This window comes from Streptomyces sp. NPDC004266 (genome assembly GCF_042874095.1).
GTDB lineage: Bacteria > Actinomycetota > Actinomycetes > Streptomycetales > Streptomycetaceae > Streptomyces.
This window is the reverse complement of sequence record NZ_JBIAMM010000001.1, coordinates 456,838-474,787: the sequence shown is the minus strand read 5'-3', so window position 1 is coordinate 474,787 and position 17,950 is coordinate 456,838. Positions and strand designations below refer to the sequence as shown.

The following is a 17,950-nucleotide window of genomic DNA, read 5'->3' as shown; positions in this document are numbered from 1 at the left end:
GAAACCCTTCGTGGAAAGGCACCCGGGACATTTGTCACGGCCAGGTCCGTACATCCACGCCTGCCGGGCGGGGGTCCCCGCTTCGTAGCGTCGTCCCCATGAAGAACGAGACAGCGGTCGCCTTCACCGGAGTCACCCGGTCCTTCGGACCGGTCCGCGCCGTGGACGGCATCGACCTCACCATCCGGCGCGGCGAGACCGTCGCCCTGCTCGGCCGCAACGGCGCGGGCAAGTCCACCACCATCGGCCTGCTCCTCGGCCTCGACGAGCCCGACGGCGGCGAGGTGCGGCTCTTCGGCGACGCCCCGGCCCGCGCCGTCGCCGCCGGAAGGACCGGCGCCATGCTCCAGGACGGCCGCCCGGTCCCCCGCGTCACCGTCCGCGAGCTCGTCGCCTTCGTCGCCCGTACCCATCCGAGGCCCCTGCCGGTCGCCGAGGCCCTCGCGCTCGCCGGCCTCACCGAGCTCGCCGACCGTCGCGTCGACCGCCTCTCCGGCGGCCAGGTCCAGCGCGTCCGCTTCGCCGTCGCCCTCGCCGGCAACCCCGAGCTGATCGTCCTCGACGAGCCCACCGCCGCCCTCGACGTCGAGGCCCGCGAGGTCTTCTGGGGCTCCATGCGCGGCTACGCCCGGCGCGGCAACACCGTCCTGTTCTCCACCCACTACCTGGAGGAGGCCGACGCCCACGCCGACCGGATCGTCGTCATCGACTCCGGCCGCGTCCTCGCCGAGGGCACCGGCGAGGAGCTCAAGCGCGCGGCCGGCGGCAGCCTCGTCGCCTTCGACCTGGCCGGCGGCCCCAGCGAGGGCCTGGAACTGCTCCCCGGAGTGACCTCCGTGGAGATCCGCGGCGACCGCGCCCGGCTCCACAGCGCCGACTCCGACGCGACCGTCCGCGCGCTCGCCGGACGGAACGCGATCCGGGGTCTCGAAGTCGCCCCCGTGTCCCTCAACGACGCCTTCCTCGCCCTCACCGCGCACGCCCGCCCCCTGGAGACGACCCGATGATCACCGCGTACGTACGCCTCGAAGTCCGCCGCACCCTGCGCGACACCGGCTTCGCCATCGGCACGATCGCCGTCCCGGTGATGATGTACCTCCTCTTCACCAACCTCGGCGGCCAGAACGAGGAGGAGTGGAAGACCGCCTCCATGGTCGGCATGGCGGCGTACGGAGCGCTCGGCGCCGCCCTGTCGATCGGCACGGGCGTCGCCGAGGACAAGGGGACCGGCTGGCTGCGGCAACTGCGGATCACCCCGATGAGCCCGCGCCAGGTCGTCACCGGCCGCGCCCTCACCGGCTCGGTGGTCGTGCTCCCGGCGATCGTCGGGGTCCTGCTCGCCGGCGGCCTCGCCAACGGCGTCCGCCTGGCTGCCTGGCAGTGGGCCGCGGTCGCCCTCACCCTCTGGCTCGGCTCCCTCCCCTTCACCCTCCTCGGCATCGGCAACGGCTACCGGCTCACCGCCCAGACGACCGGCGTCGCGAACATCGCCTGCAACCTGGGCCTCGCCGTCCTCGGCGGCCTGTGGTTCCCGGTCGCCCTCTTCCCCGACTGGCTGCGCTCCCTCTCCGCATACACCCCGACCAACCGCTTCGCCGAGCTCGGCGTCTCGGTCTCCGGCGGCCACGCCCCGGGCGCGGCGGCGCTCGCGGTCATCGCCGCCTGGGCCGCGCTGTTCGGGACGTACGCGGCGGTCTCGTACCGGCGTTCGGCGAGGACGGTGTAGGAAGTGGGCATGAGCGACAGCGCGTGGGGGCGGACCGTGACGACACGGCGGTGTCGGCGGGAGGACCGGGGGCCGACCGGGGCGAGCCTCCTCCCCTGGCTCCTCATGGGTCTCGGCGCGCTCTCCCACCTCCTCGGCGGGGAGGCACCGAACCCGTGGATCGGCGGCCTCGGCCTGCTCGCCTTCAACACCCTCTACATCGCGATCGTCTTCCGGGCCTTCGACCGCGGCCGCCGCGAGGCCCCGCTGACCTGGATCCTCCTCGCCGCCCTCGGCGCGCTCACCTTCGCCCTCGCCGTCGGCTACGGCCGGGAGTGGCTGCTCCTCTTCCCGCTCCTGGGCCTCGCGGTCGGCGCCGTGGTCCGGCGGGGCAGGCGACTGCCCCTGATCGCGCTCCCGCTGGTCGCCGCGACCGGAGCGGTGACGCTCTGGAAGGACGACTGGGGCTCCATCGGCGTCGTGTACGGCACCTTCATCTCGGTGATGGTGACGGCGACGCTCCTCGCGCTCGACGAGACGGTCCGGCAGCTGCGGGCGACCCGGGAGGAGCTGGCCAGGACGGCCGTCGAGAAGGAACGGCTGCGGTTCTCGCGCGACCTGCACGACCTGCTCGGCCACACCCTCTCGGTGATCGTGGTGAAGTCCGAGGTCGTCCGGCGGCTCGCCCCGCACGACCTGGACGCGGCCCTGGCACAGGTCGCGGACATCGAGTCCGTGGGCCGTCAGGCGCTCACCGAGATCAGGGAGGCGGTGACCGGCTACCGCGAGGGCAGCCTCGCCACCGAGCTGGACCGGGCGCGCGACGCGCTCTCCTCGGCCGGCATCGAACCGGTCGTACGCCGCTCGGGCCCGCTCCTGGAGCCCCAGACGGAGGCCCTGCTGAGCTGGGTGGTGCGGGAGTCGGCGACCAACGCGGTACGGCACAGCGGGGCGTCCCGCTGCGAGATCGACCTCACCGGCTCCGCCGACCGGGTCCGCCTCACCGTCACGGACGACGGCCGCGGCCCCTCCGGCACCACGCCCGGCAGCGGCCTGCGCGGCCTGCGCGAGCGGGTCGCCGCGGCAGGCGGCACCCTGGACTCGGGGCCGGCTCCGAGAGGCGGGTTCCGGGTCACCGCGGAGCTCCCCGTGGAGACCCCCGCACCGCACGAGGGGGAGCCCACGGAATGATCAGACTTCTGCTCGCCGAGGACCAGGGCATGATGCGCGGGGCGCTGGCCCTGCTGCTCGGGATGGAGCACGACATCGAGGTCGTCGCGCAGGTCGGACGCGGGGACGAGATCGTCGACGCGGCGCTCGTGGCACGCCCCGACGTGGCCCTGCTCGACATCGAGCTCCCGGGACGGTCGGGCCTGGACGCGGCGGCGGACCTGCGGGACGAGGTCCCGGAGTGCAAGGTCCTGATCCTCACCACCTTCGGCCGCCCCGGTTACCTGCGCCGGGCGATGGAGGCGGGCGCGGCGGGCTTCCTCGTGAAGGACGGCCCCGTGGAGGACCTGGCGGAGGCGGTCCGGCAGGTGCTGCGGGGCGAGACGGTGATCGACCCGGCCCTCGCGGCGGCGGCCCTCGGCGCGGGCCCGAACCCGCTGACGGCCCGTGAGCGGGACGCCCTGGCGGCCTCGGTGGACGGCGCGACGATCGCGGACATCGCCGCCACCCTCCACCTCTCGGAGTCCACCGTCCGCAACTACCTCTCCTCCGCGATCGGCAAGACGGGCACGCGGAACCGGATGGAGGCGGTGCGGGCGGCGCGGCAGCAGGGGTGGCTGTGAGCCCTGGGGGTCGGCGCGTCGGCAGGGCCGGATCCGAGACCTGGGGATCGGCGCGTCAGCGGGGCCGGATCCGAGCCCCGGGAGTCCGCTTCGGCAGCCACACCAGCATCAGCAGGGCCGCCCCGACGAGGACGGCCGTCGAGGCGCGGAAGGCCGCGGCGTAACCGGCGGTGAGGCCGGCGGCGGTCGGGGTCGGGCCCGTGACGGCGGTCGCGAGCGTGGTCAGGGCCGCGATGCCGAGGGCGCCGCCCATCGTGCGGGAGGTGTTGACGAGGCCGGAGACGAGGCCCGCGTCACCCGGGGCGGCGCTGGACGTGGCGAGGGTGGCCAGCGGGGTGGTCGCCAGGCCGATGCCGCCCATCATCAGGATCCCGGGGCCGAGGATCGTCGTCAGGAAGCTGCCGTCGGCGGTCATCGTCGACTGCCAGGCGAAGCCGGCGGCTCCGACGAGCGCGCCGGTCACCGCGAGGTTCCGGGCGCCGACGGCCGGCATCAGGCGCGGGGCCAGCTTCGAGCCCAGGATGACGCTGAGGGAGCTGGGGACGAGCGCCAGACCGGCCTGGAGCGGGGTGTGGCCGAGGACGCTCTGCGCGTACGTCGTCATGAAGAACCACATGCCGAACGAGCTCGAACCGCACAGCAGGATCCCCACGTTGGCCGCCGACACCGCCCGCGTCCGGAAGAGCTTCAGCGGCATCAGCGGGGCCGCCGTGCGGGCCTCGACGGTCACGAAGACCGCGAGGAGCGCGAGGCCGCCGAGGAGCGTGAGCAGGGTCGCCGGGTCGGTCCAGCCGACCGCCTCGGTCTGGACGATGCCGTACGCGAGGGTCGCGAGGCCCGCGGTGACGAGGACGGCGCCCGGCAGGTCGAGGCGGCGGCCGCCGGCGGTGCGGCTCTCGCGGAGCAGGAGCACCGCGCCCGCCAGGACGACGACGCCCACGGGGACGTTGACCAGGAGGACCCAGCGCCAGGAGAGCAGGTCGACGAGGAGGCCGCCGACGAAGCCGCCCGCCGCGCCGCCGGCCGCGCCCACCGCCGTCCAGGTGGCGATGGCCCGGGTCCTGGCGGAGCCGGCCGGGACGGCGCCGGTGACCAGGGTCAGCGTGGCCGGAGAGAGGAGGGCCGCGCCGAGGCCCTGGACCGCGCGGCCCGCGACCAGCTGCCAGCCCTCCTGGGCGAGGCCGCCGGCGACCGAGGCGGCGGTGAAGAGCCCGAGCCCGAGCAGGAACGTCGCCTTGCGCCCGTAGAGGTCGGCGGCCCGCCCGCCGAGCAGCATGAACCCCGCGAAGGCGATGGCGTACGCGCTGATCACCCACTGCAGGCCGGCCGCCGAGAGTCCGAGGTCGGCCCGCATCGACGGCAGTGCGACGTTCACGACGGAGACGTCGAGGACGACGAGGAACTGTCCCGCGCAGGCGGTCAGGACGACCGCCCAGGGGCGGGAGGAGCGTCGGGCGGCGGAGGACGTGGCCGGGGTGGCGGAGTCGGTCTGCGACATGAGTGTGATGGTCGCAGACTGCTTACGCCCCGTACATACGTCCTTCGTAGGGCGGGCCGGGGCCGCGGGTCCCAGGGCTGGTGGGCCCTGCCCCGCCCCCGCCTCCGCTCCCGCCCCTCCCCCTACGCCCTACGCCTTCCGCAGCAGCGTCACCACCGCCGCCCCGCCCAGGCCGATGTTGTGGGCGAGTCCGACCCGCGCCCCCGTCACCTGCCGGGCTCCCGCCTCGCCGCGCAGCTGCCAGACCAGTTCGGCGGCCTGGGCGAGGCCGGTGGCGCCGAGCGGGTGGCCCTTGGAGATGAGGCCTCCGGAGGGGTTCACGACCCAGCGCCCGCCGTAGGTGGTGGCGCCGGACTCGACGAGTTTGCCGGAGGCGCCCTCCTCGCACATGCCGAGCGCCTCGTACGTCAGCAGCTCGTTGACGGAGAAGCAGTCGTGGAGTTCGACGACGTCCACGTCCTCGATGCCGAGGCCCGAGCGCTCGTACGCGAGGCGGGCGGCGGCCCGGGACATGGGGCGGCCGACGGCGTCGATGCAGGAGCCGGAGGCGAAGGAGGCCTCGGTGTCGGTGGTCATCGCCTGGCCGGCGATCTCCACGGCCCGGTCCTGGAGGCCGTGTTCGGTGACGAATCGTTCCGACACGACGACGGCGGCGGCCGCGCCGTCGGAGGTGGGCGAGCACTGGAGCCTGGTGAGGGGCCGGTGGACGGTCTTCGCGGCGAGGATCTCGTCGACCGTGTGGACTTCCTGGAACTGGGCGTTGGGATTGTTCGCCGAGTGCCGGTGGTTCTTGGCGCCGACGGCCGCGAGCTGCACCTCGGTCGTCCCGTACCGCTCCATGTGCTCCCGGGCGGCGTTGCCGAAGATCTGGGCGGTGGGCGGGGACGTCTCGAAGCCGTGGGCGGCGGCCATGATGCCGTAGTGCCGGGCGACGGGGGACGTCTTGAGGTCACCCGCGCCGGACCCGCCCCCCAGGGACCCGCGGGACATCTTCTCGAAGCCGAGGGCGAGGACGCAGTCGGCGATGCCGCCCTCGACGAACTGCCGGGCGGTCATGAGGGCGGTGGAGCCGGTGGCGCAGTTGTTGTTGAGGTTGTAGACGGGGATGCCGGTGAGGCCGAGTTCGTAGACGGCGCGCTGGCCGGCGGTGGAGGGCTGGAAGCAGTAGCCGACGGCGGCCTGTTCCACGCGCGCATAGGGGACGCCCGCGTCGGCGAGGGCCGCGGTGCCCGCCTCGCGGGCCATGTCCCAGTACTGCCAGTCCCGGGTCTCCGGCTTCTCGAACTTCGTCATTCCGACGCCGATGACGTACGCCTTGCCCATCCGTGTCTCCCCCTCAGTCCCTCGGCAGGCCGAGCAGGCGCTCGGCGACGACGTTGAGCTGTACCTGGGTGGTGCCGCCCGCGATGGTGAGACAGCGGGACATGAGCAGTCCGTGGACGGCCCGCTCGCCGGGGCCCTCGCGCACGGCCCCCTCGGGGCCGAGGAGTTCGAGGGTGAGTTCGGCGAGCCTCTGCTGGTGGAGCGTCTGGACGAGTTTGCGGACGCTGGCGCCCGCGCCGGGTTCGAGCCCGGACACCTGGAGCAGGGTGGTGCGCAGACCGATGCACGCGAGCGCGTGCGCCTCGGCGAGCAGGGCCCCGATCCGTACGCGCACGGAGCTGTCGACCCGGTCCGCCCGGGCGATGACGGCTTCGAGGCCGGTGTCGAAGGCGACCTGGTCGGCCATGTGGACGCGTTCGTTGCCGAGGGTGTTGCGGGCGACCCGCCAGCCGTCGTTCACCTCGCCGACGACGGCGTCGGCGGGGAGGAGGACGTCGTCGAACCAGACCTCGTTGAAGAGGGAGTCCCCGGTGATCTCCTTGAGCGGCCGGACGTCGATCCCGGGCGTGTTCCGCATGTCGACGAGGAAGTAGGTGAGCCCCTGGTGCTTGGGGGCGGTGGGGTCGGTGCGGGCGAGCAGGATGCCGTGGTGGGCCCACTGGGCGGCGCTCGTCCACACCTTCTGGCCGTTGATCCGCCAGCGGCCGTCCTCCGTGCGCTCGGCGCGGGTGCGGAGGGAGGCGAGGTCGGAGCCGGCGCCGGGCTCGGAGAAGAGCTGGCACCAGAGGCGTTCGCCGCGCAGGGTCGGGCCGAGGTGCTCGGCCTGCTGGGCCGGGGTGCCGTGGGCGAGCAGGGACGGCACCACCCAGGTGGCGATGCCGAGTCCGGCGACGGTGATCCCGGCCTCGTCCAGCTCCCGCTGCACGGCGAGCTGCTGGAGGGGGCCCGCGCCGAGCCCGTACGGCTCCGGGAGGTGCGGGGCCGCGTGGCCGGTGGGGGCGAGGGCGCGCCGGGCGGCGGCCGGGTCGAGCCCGATGGCGGGGGCGACGGCTTCGCGGGCCGCGCGCCGGTACGCGTCGGCCTCGGGCGGCAGGTCGAGGCGGAGGCCGCGGCGGACGCCGGCGGCGGCGTGCCGGAGGGCGGCGAGCCGGTGGTGGTCGCCGGTGCCGAGGAGCTGGCGGGCGACGAGGGCCCGGCGCAGCAGCAGATGGGCGTCGTGCTCCCAGGTGAAGCCGGTGCCGCCGAGGATCTGGATGCAGTCCTTGGCGCAGGTGTACGCGGTGTCGAGGGCGGTGGCGGCGGCGAGCGCGGCGGTGAGGGAGCGGACTCCCTCCTGGCTGTCCTGGGCGGCGCGGGCGGCGTCCCAGGTGAGGGCGCGGGCCTGTTCGAGCCGGACGAGCATGTCGGCGCAGAGGTGTTTGACGCCCTGGAACCGTCCGATGGGCCGGCCGAACTGCTCGCGGGTGCGGGCGTGTTCGGCGGCGGTCTCGACGGCGCGGGCGGCGGTGCCGCAGGCGTCGGCGGCGAAGAGGACGGCGGCGAGGTCGTGGACGAGGGTGGTGTCGAGGTCCAGGGCGTGCGCGTCGGGCACGTGGGCGGCTCGGGCGGTGATCTCGGCGGTGGGCCGGGTCGGGTCGGCGCTCTCGTGGGGCCGGACGGCGAGGCCCTCGGTGTCGGCGACGAGCCAGACGGAGCCGTCGGAGGTGGCGGCGCGGAGGAGCACCAGGTCGGCCTGGGCGCCGCCGAGGACGGGGGGCGCGGTGCCGTCGAGGAGGTAGCCGCTCGCGGTGCGGACGGCGGTGAGGGTGCCGGTGCCGCCGAGGGCGACGGCCCCGATCCGCTCCCCCCGCGCGAGCGTGCCCGCCGTTTCGCGCAGGCCGCACCGGTGGAGGAGTTCGGCGGCGAGCACGGAGGGCAGGTAGGGCCCGGGCAGCAGGGCCCGCGCCGCCTCCTCCACGACGACGGCGAGGTCTCCGAGGTCGCCGCCCCCGCCGCCGCACTCCTCGGGGAGGTGCGGCCCGAGGAGCCCCTGCCCGGCGGCGGCGTCCCAGTACGAGGGCCGTCCGGTGGCGGTGTCGGGGACGTCCAGGTGCTTGCGGACCTCCTCGGGGGGTACGGCGCGGGTGAGCCAGCCCCGGACGGATCGGGCGAGCTCCCGCTGTTCGTGCGTGATGGCGATGCCCATGCTGATGCCCATGCGCGGCAGACTAGAACACGTTTCATTCTGACGGAAGGTCAGAAACTCGATTCGAAGCAACCTGCGTGACGCGGGGAAAGCGGGGTGGAGCACTTCTGCGCGACACGGAGGATGTGCCACACGGCAACCATCTCGCGAGGTCCCGTCGGCCCTCTCGGCCGACGCCGACGCCCCCGCCCCGACCGCCGCCATCGACACCACCGTCACCGGCGGCTGGGGGTCCCGCCCGGCCCCGGGACGGCTCGCCCTGACCCCCGGCGGCGTCCGCCGGCCGGCGGAGGTCGGCGCGGAGGTGGCCGCGTTCCGCGCCCGGTCAGTCGAGGGCATCTCACCGGAGGGGTACGGGACCGCCGTCCGCGTCCTGGAGCGCATGATCGAGGACCTCGAAGGCCCCCGCCCCTGACACCAGGGGGGATCCGGACGCGGATTGTCAGTGGCGCCTGTCACGATCCCCGGAACACCTCGACGACTCCGGAGAGAGAGCACGCCATGGGCACTTGGGACATCGGCCCCTTCGACAACGACACCGCCGCCGACTTCTCGTACCGGGTCGACGAAGCCCCGGAGGAGAAGCGGGCCGAGGTGCTGCTCGCGGCCTTCCGCGAGGTGACCGCGACGGGCGAGGAGTACCTGGACGCGGACCTGGCGGTGGAGGCGATCGCGTCGGCGGCGCTGGTGGCGGCGCAGTGCCCGGGCGGCGAGCCGGTCACCACCTCGTACGGCCCGCAGAAGCCGCTGCCCGAACTCCCGCCGGAGCTGCGCCCGATGGCCGCCGAGGCCCTGGACCGGGTCCTCACGGAGCCCTCGGAACTCCTGGAGCTCTGGGAGGAGTCGGACGGCGAGGAGTGGAAGGCGGGGGTGCGGAGACTGCGGGCCGTCCTCACCGGGGCCTGACCCGTCAGCGGGTGCCGGCGGGCCGCCTCAGGGCGAGGACGACGCTCGTGACGGTCGCGGCGACGGCGGTGACCGCGAGGACGAGGAGCCCGGGATTGACCCACCACGGGACGATCTCCTCGCCCCGGCAGACCAGACTGACGGGCAGGGCGCTGCTGGAGTCCGGAGTGACCTTCGTCCCCGCGTTGAACCAGCACGCGTCCTCCGGGAAGAGGAACGGCAGGTACGACAGCCCGTACAGGTGCAGCGCGCCGCCCGCGAGACAGGCGAGCCCGGCGGCCCGGGCGGCCTTCCTGGCGGGCGAGCGGCGGGGGCGGGGGCGGGGCGGCGGGGGCGACCCGTCGGCCTCCCGCCGGGTCCGTGCCAGGTTCACGTAGGTGAGCACCGCCCACGTCGGCAGCACGAGGGCGAGGATCACCATTCCTGCCAGGGTCGCCACGGTCAGCCGCCGGTCCGGCCGCCGCGGGACGGCTCACGACGGCGCGCGGCCGTCGGGTTCCGTCCGGTCCTCATGGCGTTCCTCCCCGGTGCGGGCGGTCGAGGCCGCCGGCTCCTCCACCGGGAGGGCGGCCGGCTGCGGATGATCTTAACGGGGCGTCCTCTCCGCGACGGCGGCCGAAGTCGGCGGCCGGTGCGCGCCGGAGCGCGTGCCGCTGGAGACGGCCGGGCGGTGGGACGGCCGAGGGGGAGACGGTGTGGTTCGCGTGCGACGCATAGGGCACCATGGGCGCCCGTAGACGCGTACCCGCCAGTAGGAGTGACCATGTCCGAGCCCTCGCCCGAGATCCTCGCCGCCTTCGAGGCCGCGAAGGGGTTCATGCCCGTCGGGGAGGGGCTCGCGCTGTACGGGGCGGCCGTCGAGGCCGCGAAGCTGGGACTGCCGCTGCTCGAGGTCGGGACGTACTGCGGGAGGTCGACGATCCTGCTCGCCGACGTGGCCCGGCAGGCGGGGACGGTCGCGGTGACCGTGGACCACCACCGGGGCAGCGAGGAGCAGCAGCCGGGCTGGGAGTACCACGACGCGAGCGTGGTCGACCCGGAGGTGGGGCTGATGGACACCCTGCCGACCTTCCGCCGGACCCTGCGCAAGGCGGGCCTGGAGGAGCACGTGATCGCGGTGGTCGGGCGGTCGCCGCAGGTCGCGAAGGTGTGGGGCGGGCAGCTCGGCTTCGTCTTCATCGACGGCGGGCACACCGACGAGCACGCCACGAACGACTACGAGGGCTGGGCCCCCAAGGTCGCCCCCGGGGGCCTGCTCGTCATCCACGACGTCTTCCCGAACCCGGAGGACGGCGGCCAGGCGCCGTACCGGATCTACCTCCGCGCCCTGGAGTCGGGTGACTTCGAGGAGGTCTCGGTCACCGACTCGCTGCGGGTGCTGCGGCGCCTGGCCTGATCCCCGGACCTCAGAACAACGAGGTCACGTACAGGCAGTTGGTGTAGCTGTAGCCCGGTTCGATCTTCGTCCTGCTCGACTTGGTGTCGCCCGCCGTGGAGGTGCCTGTGGCCGCCCGCTTCTGGAGGAAGTGGTAGTCGCCGGCGGGCAGCAGCAGGGTCGCCTTCGGGTACTTCGAGGACGGGCCCGAGCAGGCCTTGATCTTCGGGGAGTTCACGAGCAGCGGGGTCTGGTACTTCTTGCAGGTCCCGCACGCCTTGAGGGCGACCCTGCCGGTCATCGGGCCCGTGTAGAGCAGCTCGACCTCGCCGGGGCCGTCGTTGCTCACCACCATGACCATCCGGGCGCCGTCGGGGACGTCGGCCGCCGGCAGGCGCCTGCCGGCCTCCGGCTCCTCCTCGGCGATCTCGGCGGCGATGGCGATCGAGCGGGCGTGGGCGGCCTTCGGGCTGTTCGGGTACGCCTTGGCGTAGTCCGTCATGGCCGTGGCCGCCTCGCTGAACTCCTTGTCCGCGAAGTGGTCGGTCCCGCAGGCGAAGTCGCCCTTCTGGATGGCGTCCGCCGCCTCCTTCGACGCGCCTTCGAGGGACGGGTCCGGGATCTCGTCGAGGGAGGTGCGGATGGTGCGGAGCTGCTCGGTGGCGTCGCAGGGCTCGGTGCCGCCGAGGGCCGCCGTCCGCGTCCTGATCGCCGCCCGGACCGCCGGTTCGACGCGGGCGGCCTGGGGCGACTGCGACAAGGTGCCGAGGAGCGTGCCGTAGCTCTCGCTCGCCGACGGGTCCGCCGTCCGCACGCCCAGCGCCGCCGTGCCGCACTCGTAGAGCGACTCGGCCAGCGGCTCGTCGGTCTTGGCGGGCCGGGAGCCGAGCAGCTCCTTGTCCACGGTGGCGGGAAGGTCCCGCAGGTGCGTGAGCGGCGGGACGGCCGCGCAGTACTGCTTCTTGCCGTAGGGGGCGGAGACCGCCTCGTAGTACGCGTCGAGGCGGTCGGGGACGAGCTTCCCGGCCCGCGAGCCCGCGTGCTTCGTGCCGAGGTCCGCGTAGGTGTCGAGCGCCTTGCGGAGCGTCGGCTCGGCCTTGTCGAAGGCGAGGCCGTCGGCCTCCTTCACCAGGGCGTCGGCCGCCGCGAGCCGTTCGAGCAGCACCTGCTCCTTCGCCTCGTCGCGGGCCGCGCCGTACGCGAGGGAACCCCCGGCGGGCACGGCGAGCAGCACGAGGGCGAGCGGCAGGGCCAGGCGCCGGACGGAGGCGCCGATCCGGAGCGTGGCGCGCAGCCCGCGCCGGGCGCCGTCGGCGGCGACGGCGAGCAGGAAGGCGCCGTAGCCGACGAGGAGGCCCGCGGGCACGCCGTCGGCGTCGGCGGGGAGCGCGGCCACGAGCAGGGCGGCGGTGGCGAGCCAGCAGAGCGCGGCGCCGATCCGGTTCCGCAGCAGGACGTAGCCGAGGCCGAGGCAGGAGAGGTTGAGCAGGCCGACCACGGCGGCCTGAGCCGGGTTCGCGGGGCCGGGCGGCCGCGCGGGGCCGCGCTCCGGGGGCGGGCCGTACCCGGGCGGTCCGTATCCCGGCGGCCCGAAGCCGGGCGGCGCGCCGGGCGGCGGCACGGTCCCGGCCCCCGCCCAGCCGGGCGCGGGCGCGGGGCCGGGCGGGGAGGCGGGCGGAAGGCCGCCCGCGCCCTCCGCTCCCGCCGCCGCGCCGGACGCGGCGCCGGCCGGCGCCCCGAAGGCGAGCGTGGGCGTCCCCGCGCCGGCGCCGGGGGCGCCGGAAGCCGCAGGGACCCCGGGAGCCGTCGGAGCCGGGGCCTCGTGGGCCGCCGGAGCCGGAGCCTGAGCCGGAGCCGGAGCCGGCGGGATCGGTGCCGCAGGGACTCCGGAAGCCGTCGGAGCCGGACCGGGAGCCGCCGGGGCCGGGCCGGAAGCAGCCGGGGCCGGGCCGGAGGCCGACGGGCCGGGATTCCCGGAGGCCGGCGGCAGCGGCGGCGCGGGGGCGGCCGGTGCCGGAGCGGCCCAGGGCGGTGCGTCCGGAGGAGCGTCGGAGGGCGTTCCGGCGGGCGCGCTCGCAGGAGTGCCGGAAGGCGCCTCGCCGGATGCGGCCGAAGGAGGAGCGGAACGCTCCTCCGCAGGGCCACCGGACGCGTCTCCCGACGGCGCCCCCGGCGCCGCCCCGCTCCCCTTGATCAACCAGTCGCCGCCCGGAGGTCTGTCGTTCGGTTCGGGACGTGCGTCGTTCGGTTCTTCCCCCACCACGGTTCCCCCTCGTGGGTCCGGTGCGCGGCAGCACCCCACCACCGCCTCGTTCCCACCTACCCTTCACGGTTCGCCCACACGCGTCCACCGTTCCGTGACGCCGGTGACCAACCTGCTACGCACCCCTGCCGCATTTCGCCCCGCACAGGGCCTAAAGTCGCGGGGTGCCGTACGACCACCGGAACACCGCCCGCCGTACCCTCGCCCTCGCCCTCGCCGCCGCGGGCTGCTGCGCCGCGCTCGCCGGGTGCGCGACCTCCCAGGCCTCGCCGCCGAGCGGGAAGGCCCGGGGGGCCCAGGAAACCCAGGCGGCCCGGAGCGAGGGCGGGGCGCAGTCCCGTCCGCCGTTCGCCTCGCCCTCCGCGCCCCGGCCCACCCGCTCGCCGCTCCCCGCCTCCCGGGCGAGCCGTTCGCTCGCCGGGAAGACCGTCGTCATCGACCCCGGCCACAACTCCGGCAATTTCCGCCATTCCGCCGAAATCAACCAGAAGGTAGACATCGGGACGGTTCGCAAGGAGTGCGACACCACCGGCACCTCCACCGACGCCGGTTACACCGAGGCCTCCTTCACCCTCGACGTCTCCCACCGGCTGCGCGACCTCCTCACCGCGCGCGGCGCCGAGGTGGTCCTCACCCACGACGGCGACCGCCCCTGGGGCCCGTGCATCGACGAGCGGGCCAGGATCGGCAACGCCGCCCGCGCCGACGCCGTCGTCTCCGTCCACGGGGACGGCTCGGCCACGGGCAACCGCGGCTTCCACGTGATCCTTCCCGCGAAGGTGCGGGCGGGCTCCGCCGACACCGCGAAGATCGTCGCCCCCTCCCGCGCCCTCGGCGAGCGGATCGTGGAGCGCTTCGCACGCGCCACCGGGACCTCGCCCGCCAACTACATCGGTTCCGGTACGGGGTTGGACGTGCGGGACGACCTCGGCGGCCTCAACCTCTCGACCGTCCCCAAGGTCTTCGTCGAATGCGGCAATATGCGTGACCCCGAGGACGCACAGCTGTTCACGTCGTCGACGTGGCGGCAGAAGGCGGCCCAGGGGCTGGCGGACGGCATCACCACCTACCTCCAGGGGTAGTACCGGCGGGCGATAGATTCGCTCCGTACGATGGGGCCGCCCCCCGTGTCATGAACCTGAGCGCCACCCCCGACGCGACGACCGACGACCCGACGAAGGACTCTTACGTGAATATCCGCTCCCTCACCCGAGGCGATGGCGTGCTGATCGGCGCAGCGGTGGTGCTGTTCATCGCCTCGTTCCTCGGCATCGCCGGCTGCGACGCCGGCGCCGCCATCTGTGACAAGGTCGACACCCCGAACTCGTGGGAGTTCTCGCAGCTCGGCTGGGGCTCCTTCTTCCTCGGCATCGCCGGCGCCGCCCTCGTCGTCGTCTCCCGCTCCCTGCCGCAGCCGCGCAAGGTGGCCGGCCTGGAGCTCGGCCAGGTCGGTGCCGCGTTCACCGTCGCGTCCGCCTGGACCCTGCTCATGTGGATCTTCGAGGCGGAGAACGCCGGCGCCGGCCTGATCCTCGGCCTGATCGCCGCCCTGGTCCTGGCCGGTGCCGCCGTCGCCGGTCCGCTGGTCCCCGCCCTCAAGGCCCCGCTCGTCGGCGCGCCCAAGCCGCAGACCCCCTCGCCGTACGGCATGCAGCACGGTCAGCCGGGTCAGCCGGGCGTCCCCGGCGGCTACGGCTACCCGGGCGCGCAGCAGCCGCAGTACGGCGGCCCGCAGGACCCCTCGCAGGGTGCGGGTCAGCCGTTCGGCGCGCAGGCCGCCGCCCCGCAGCCGCAGGCGGCGCACCAGCCCGAGCCGCAGGCGGCCGCGCAGCCGGCCTCGGACTTCGCGCCGTTCTGGTTCGCGGTCCCGGTCGCGCGTCCGCTGTACGCGGAGGACGGCTCGCAGGCGCCGATCGCCGAGCTGGCCCCGGGTACCTGGTACCTCGCGGTGGAGCAGCGCGGTCCGGGCCTGGTGGCCCAGACGCAGGACGGCCGCCGCGGCGTCCTCCAGGACACGACCGGCATCCAGCGCGGCTGACCCTTCCTCGCCACGGCCCCCCGCCCGGAATCCCTTCCGGGCGGGGGGCCGTTGCCGTACAGTCCCCGCAACACACCTGACGGGCCGTCAGAAAGGATGTGGGGCATGCGACTCGGACTCGCCCTCGGCTACTGGGGCCGCGGCCCCTCCCCCGACCGCCTCGACCTCGCCCGCGAGGCCGAGCGGCTCGGCTACGACTCCGTGTGGACCGCCGAGGCGTGGGGCTCCGACGCCTTCACCGCGCTGACCTGGATCGCCGCCCACACCAGCCGCATCAGGCTGGGCACCGCCGTCGCGCAGATGGCCGCCCGCGCCCCCACCACCACCGCGATGCACGCGCTCACCCTCGACCACCTCTCCGGCGGACGCGTGCTGCTCGGGCTCGGCCTGTCCGGGCCACAGGTCGTCGAGGGCTGGTACGGACGCCCCTTCCCCCGCTCCCCGCTGACCGCGACCCGCGAGTACGTGGACGTGATCCGCCAGGTGCTGCGCCGCGAGGCCCCCGTCCGGCTCGACGGACGCCACCACTCCCACCCGTACGACGGACCGGACGGCACCGGCCTCGGCAAGGCCCTCAAGCCGATCACCCATCCGCTGCGCGCCGACGTCCCCGTCCTGCTCGGCGCCGAGGGCCCCAAGAACATCGCGCAGACCCTCGCGATCGCCGACGGCTGGCTGCCCCTCTACTGGACGCCCGACCGCTGGGCCGAGGTGTACGCCCTGCCCGAGACGCTTCCCGAGGGCTTCCTCGTCGCCCCCATGGTCCGGGCGCAGCTCTGCGAGGACGTGACGGCCGGGCTGCTCCCGGTCAAGGCGATGCTCGGCTTCTACATCGGCGGCATGGGGCACGCGGCCCGCAACTTCCACGCCGACCTGATGGGACGCATGGGGTACGAGAAGGAGGCCCGCCGCATCCAGGAGCTGTTCGCGGCGGGCCGGCGCGAGGAGGCCGTGCTCGCCGTGCCGGACGCCTTCGCGGACGAGATCTCGCTCGTCGGACCCCGGAGGCGGATCGCCGGACGCCTGGAGGCATGGCGGCGGGGCCCGGTGACGGACCTGCTGGTCACCTCGCCGGACCCCGCCACGCTCCGCCTCCTGGCGGAGCTCAACTCATAGCCTCAGCCGCCCAGCTGGGAGGCGCTGGGGACCTTGTCCACGACGTTCGCGCCGGCGCTCCTGCCCGCCTCCTTCACGTTGTCGATGACCTTCTGGAAGGCGCCGACGTCCGCGTCGCCCACCTCGCCCTTGCGGAGCTTCGTCCCCAGGTCCTTGAGCGAGTCGATCCCGGCGGAGAGGGGTGCGACCGCCTTCGAGAGCAACGGGTCGCCCTTGGCGTTGTCCACCGCCGCCTTGAGCCGGTTGTACGTGAACGCGCCCGCGAGGCCCGCCTTCACCAGGGCGAGGGTCCGGCCGTCCGCGCCCTTCTTGAACTTCCCCGCGCGGTACGGCTTCACGATCCACTGGTACGTGGCGCCCGCGGCCAGACCGGCGTTGGCCACGAACCGCGTCTTCGCCAGCTTCTGCTTCTCGAAGCTCGCGGAGGCCGACGGGGTCGCGGGACCGCTCGTGCCCTCCGCGCCGTCGTTGCAGGCGGCGGTGGTCAGGAGCAGGACGCAGGACAGCAGCAGCGCCACGACTCCGCGCGGAACACTTCTGGGCACGACGGGACCTCCCTGGTGACGGTGCCGCCAGCCTCACCCGGGGCCCCGGCGCCCGCCACCGGTGCGGCGCCGTACGGGTCCCGGCGGGTCCGGGGCGGGCTCCGTGCGGGTGCCGTCATCCCCGCCCCTCGACATCTCCGCAGGTCAGGGCCGAGGGACGTCCCACCGCGTCCCTGGGACGCCGTCACCCCTGGAACCGTCTCCCGCCCCTCCCGACAGTGGATCTCCGGCCCGGGACGGATCCGGGCACGGGAGGTTCGAGGAGTCGATGGTGAGACGCCGCGTGTGTACGGGGGGCGGCAGGTGCCAGTGGCACTACGGGAGGCCGGACGCCCGGCTGGGGCCGGGCATCGGCACGTACCGGGGGTTCCGCTCGACGGCGGGCGTGCCGCAGGAGCGGCTCGTGGTGCCGAGCGGGCGGGTGTCGCTGCTCATCGGTTTCGGGGGCGAGCTGCGGGTGCGCGGGGCGGCCGGGCACACCTCGCTGGTGTCGGGGCTGCACAACCGGGCGCGGGTCCTCGGGCACGGCGGCGACGTCCACGGCGTGGAGCTCGCCCTCGCCCCCTGGGCCGCGCAGCGGTTCCTCGGCGGCACCCCGCTGGCGGAGCTCACCGACGTCCTCGCCGACCCGGTCGACGTGCTGGGCGACCGGGCCCGCCGCCTGGGCGAGGCCCTGGCGGACGCCCCGGGCTGGGCCGAGCGCTTCGCGCTGCTCGACGAGACGCTGCTGCGGTGGGCGGCGGAAGCGGACGGGGCCGGCGTGCCCTCGCCGGCCGTCCTGGAGGCCTGGCGGCTCCTGGAGCGGTCCGCCGGGGCCCTGCAGATCCGCGAGGTCGCGGCGGCCACGGGGTTCAGCCTGCGGCACCTGGAGCGCCGCTTCCGGGAACAGATCGGCCTCGGTCCCAAGCGGCTCGCCCGCATCCTGCGGCTGAACCGTGCGATCCGGCTGCTGAGGGCGGGCGGCAGGCCCGCCGAGACGGCCGCCCGGTGCGGCTACTACGACCAGGCCCACCTCGGCGTCGAGTTCAAGGCGATGACCGGCATGCCTCCGGGCCGCTTCCTCGCGGACCGGGGGACGTCGAGCTCCTGGATCGCCGGCTGAGTCCCCGGATCCGGAAGCGGATCCGTCGTTTTTCTCCAATACGGGACCGGGTGCCGGACGGAAGTCTTACGCCCGCGTGCGGTCGCGCACGCATCGCCGAC

16 protein-coding genes are annotated in these 17,950 nt (G+C 74.7%); 10 read left to right on the top strand and 6 right to left on the bottom strand.

The genetic code is table 11. The annotated features are described in order from the left end of the window. The first annotated feature begins 98 nt into the window (after positions 1 to 98). Genes ACFYUZ_RS02100 through ACFYUZ_RS02085 form a run of 4 tightly spaced genes read left to right on the top strand, consistent with a single transcriptional unit; the run spans position 99 to position 3,498 of the window. Positions 99 to 1,007 carry an ABC transporter ATP-binding protein gene (locus ACFYUZ_RS02100; protein WP_389305443.1) on the top strand — a complete coding sequence of 303 codons (909 nt, stop codon included), beginning with the start codon at positions 99 to 101 and terminating at the stop codon, positions 1,005 to 1,007. Then, positions 1,004 to 1,726 (top strand): ABC transporter permease, encoded by a 723-nt coding sequence (locus tag ACFYUZ_RS02095; RefSeq protein ID WP_389305441.1) that lies wholly within the window; start codon positions 1,004 to 1,006, stop codon positions 1,724 to 1,726. Before ACFYUZ_RS02100 ends, ACFYUZ_RS02095 begins: the two co-directional genes overlap by 4 nt. 9 nt (positions 1,727 to 1,735) lie before the next feature. Further along, on the top strand, positions 1,736 to 2,896 hold the full coding sequence (locus tag ACFYUZ_RS02090; RefSeq protein ID WP_389305439.1) for a sensor histidine kinase: 1,161 nt from the start codon (positions 1,736 to 1,738) through the stop codon (positions 2,894 to 2,896). Beyond that, positions 2,893 to 3,498 (top strand): response regulator, encoded by a 606-nt coding sequence (locus ACFYUZ_RS02085; protein ID WP_389305437.1) that lies wholly within the window; start codon positions 2,893 to 2,895, stop codon positions 3,496 to 3,498. Before ACFYUZ_RS02090 ends, ACFYUZ_RS02085 begins: the two co-directional genes overlap by 4 nt. Positions 3,499 to 3,553: 55 nt before the next feature. On the opposite strand, the gene ACFYUZ_RS02080 is transcribed toward ACFYUZ_RS02085, so the two are convergent. From ACFYUZ_RS02080 to ACFYUZ_RS02070, 3 genes are all read right to left on the bottom strand, one after another. Next, positions 3,554 to 4,996 (bottom strand): MFS transporter, encoded by a 1,443-nt coding sequence (locus ACFYUZ_RS02080; protein WP_389305435.1) that lies wholly within the window; start codon positions 4,994 to 4,996, stop codon positions 3,554 to 3,556. A 129-nt stretch (positions 4,997 to 5,125) separates the two neighbouring features. Then, positions 5,126 to 6,319: a lipid-transfer protein gene (locus tag ACFYUZ_RS02075; RefSeq protein ID WP_389305433.1), complete on the bottom strand. Its 1,194-nt coding sequence runs from the start codon at positions 6,317 to 6,319 to the stop codon at positions 5,126 to 5,128. 13 nt (positions 6,320 to 6,332) lie between these two features. Continuing rightward, entirely contained in the window at positions 6,333 to 8,504 is a 2,172-nt protein-coding gene (locus ACFYUZ_RS02070; RefSeq protein WP_389306252.1) for an acyl-CoA dehydrogenase, read from the bottom strand. Positions 8,505 to 9,005: 501 nt separating this feature from the next. Here ACFYUZ_RS02070 and ACFYUZ_RS02065 point away from each other — a divergent pair. Then, complete coding sequence (locus tag ACFYUZ_RS02065) at positions 9,006 to 9,410, top strand: DUF4259 domain-containing protein (protein WP_389305432.1); 405 nt, start codon at positions 9,006 to 9,008, stop codon at positions 9,408 to 9,410. A 4-nt stretch (positions 9,411 to 9,414) separates the two neighbouring features. Here the strand turns inward: ACFYUZ_RS02065 and ACFYUZ_RS02060 are convergent, their stop codons facing one another. After that, the gene (locus tag ACFYUZ_RS02060; protein WP_389305430.1) at positions 9,415 to 9,831 is read right to left on the bottom strand and encodes a hypothetical protein; all 417 of its coding nucleotides are present in this window, start codon (positions 9,829 to 9,831) and stop codon (positions 9,415 to 9,417) included. Between the two features lie 342 nt (positions 9,832 to 10,173). On the opposite strand from ACFYUZ_RS02060, the gene ACFYUZ_RS02055 reads away from it, so the two are divergent. Next, positions 10,174 to 10,806, top strand: coding sequence for a class I SAM-dependent methyltransferase (locus ACFYUZ_RS02055; RefSeq protein WP_389305428.1), 633 nt, complete (start codon positions 10,174 to 10,176; stop codon positions 10,804 to 10,806). A 10-nt stretch (positions 10,807 to 10,816) separates the two neighbouring features. On the opposite strand, the gene ACFYUZ_RS02050 is transcribed toward ACFYUZ_RS02055, so the two are convergent. Beyond that, positions 10,817 to 12,406 carry a hypothetical protein gene (locus tag ACFYUZ_RS02050; protein WP_389305427.1) on the bottom strand — a complete coding sequence of 530 codons (1,590 nt, stop codon included), beginning with the start codon at positions 12,404 to 12,406 and terminating at the stop codon, positions 10,817 to 10,819. Positions 12,407 to 13,212: 806 nt separating this feature from the next. Between ACFYUZ_RS02050 and ACFYUZ_RS02045 the strand changes: the two genes are divergently transcribed. The 3 genes from ACFYUZ_RS02045 (at position 13,213) to ACFYUZ_RS02035 (ending at position 16,202) form a co-directional block, all read left to right on the top strand. After that, positions 13,213 to 14,130, top strand: coding sequence for an N-acetylmuramoyl-L-alanine amidase (locus ACFYUZ_RS02045; RefSeq protein ID WP_389305425.1), 918 nt, complete (start codon positions 13,213 to 13,215; stop codon positions 14,128 to 14,130). Between the two features lie 107 nt (positions 14,131 to 14,237). After that, positions 14,238 to 15,086, top strand: a complete 849-nt coding sequence (locus ACFYUZ_RS02040) for a hypothetical protein (protein WP_389306251.1) — start codon at positions 14,238 to 14,240, stop codon at positions 15,084 to 15,086. Between the two features lie 105 nt (positions 15,087 to 15,191). Further along, a complete protein-coding gene (locus ACFYUZ_RS02035; protein WP_389305423.1) occupies positions 15,192 to 16,202 on the top strand; it encodes an LLM class F420-dependent oxidoreductase in 1,011 nt (336 codons plus the stop codon). 2 nt (positions 16,203 to 16,204) lie between these two features. Here the strand turns inward: ACFYUZ_RS02035 and ACFYUZ_RS02030 are convergent, their stop codons facing one another. Continuing rightward, positions 16,205 to 16,747 carry a hypothetical protein gene (locus ACFYUZ_RS02030; RefSeq protein ID WP_389305421.1) on the bottom strand — a complete coding sequence of 181 codons (543 nt, stop codon included), beginning with the start codon at positions 16,745 to 16,747 and terminating at the stop codon, positions 16,205 to 16,207. 271 nt (positions 16,748 to 17,018) lie between these two features. Here ACFYUZ_RS02030 and ACFYUZ_RS02025 point away from each other — a divergent pair, with 271 nt between their 5' ends. Further along, the gene (locus tag ACFYUZ_RS02025; RefSeq protein WP_389305420.1) at positions 17,019 to 17,849 is read left to right on the top strand and encodes a helix-turn-helix domain-containing protein; all 831 of its coding nucleotides are present in this window, start codon (positions 17,019 to 17,021) and stop codon (positions 17,847 to 17,849) included. Positions 17,850 to 17,950 lie beyond the last annotated feature (101 nt).

Bases quoted from the DNA above. Each gene is read 5' to 3' on its own strand.
- ACFYUZ_RS02080 (WP_389305435.1), bottom strand. From the start codon at position 4,996: ATGTCGCAGACCGACTCCGCCACCCCGGCCACGTCCTCCGCCGCCCGA.
- ACFYUZ_RS02055 (WP_389305428.1), top strand. From the start codon at position 10,174: ATGTCCGAGCCCTCGCCCGAGATCCTCGCCGCCTTCGAGGCCGCGAAG.
- ACFYUZ_RS02100 (WP_389305443.1), top strand. From the start codon at position 99: ATGAAGAACGAGACAGCGGTCGCCTTCACCGGAGTCACCCGGTCCTTC.
- ACFYUZ_RS02075 (WP_389305433.1), bottom strand. From the start codon at position 6,319: ATGGGCAAGGCGTACGTCATCGGCGTCGGAATGACGAAGTTCGAGAAG.
- ACFYUZ_RS02090 (WP_389305439.1), top strand. From the start codon at position 1,736: ATGAGCGACAGCGCGTGGGGGCGGACCGTGACGACACGGCGGTGTCGG.
- ACFYUZ_RS02065 (WP_389305432.1), top strand. From the start codon at position 9,006: ATGGGCACTTGGGACATCGGCCCCTTCGACAACGACACCGCCGCCGAC.
- ACFYUZ_RS02070 (WP_389306252.1), bottom strand. From the start codon at position 8,504: ATGGGCATCGCCATCACGCACGAACAGCGGGAGCTCGCCCGATCCGTC.
- ACFYUZ_RS02085 (WP_389305437.1), top strand. From the start codon at position 2,893: ATGATCAGACTTCTGCTCGCCGAGGACCAGGGCATGATGCGCGGGGCG.
- ACFYUZ_RS02035 (WP_389305423.1), top strand. From the start codon at position 15,192: ATGCGACTCGGACTCGCCCTCGGCTACTGGGGCCGCGGCCCCTCCCCC.
- ACFYUZ_RS02060 (WP_389305430.1), bottom strand. From the start codon at position 9,831: ATGGTGATCCTCGCCCTCGTGCTGCCGACGTGGGCGGTGCTCACCTAC.
- ACFYUZ_RS02095 (WP_389305441.1), top strand. From the start codon at position 1,004: ATGATCACCGCGTACGTACGCCTCGAAGTCCGCCGCACCCTGCGCGAC.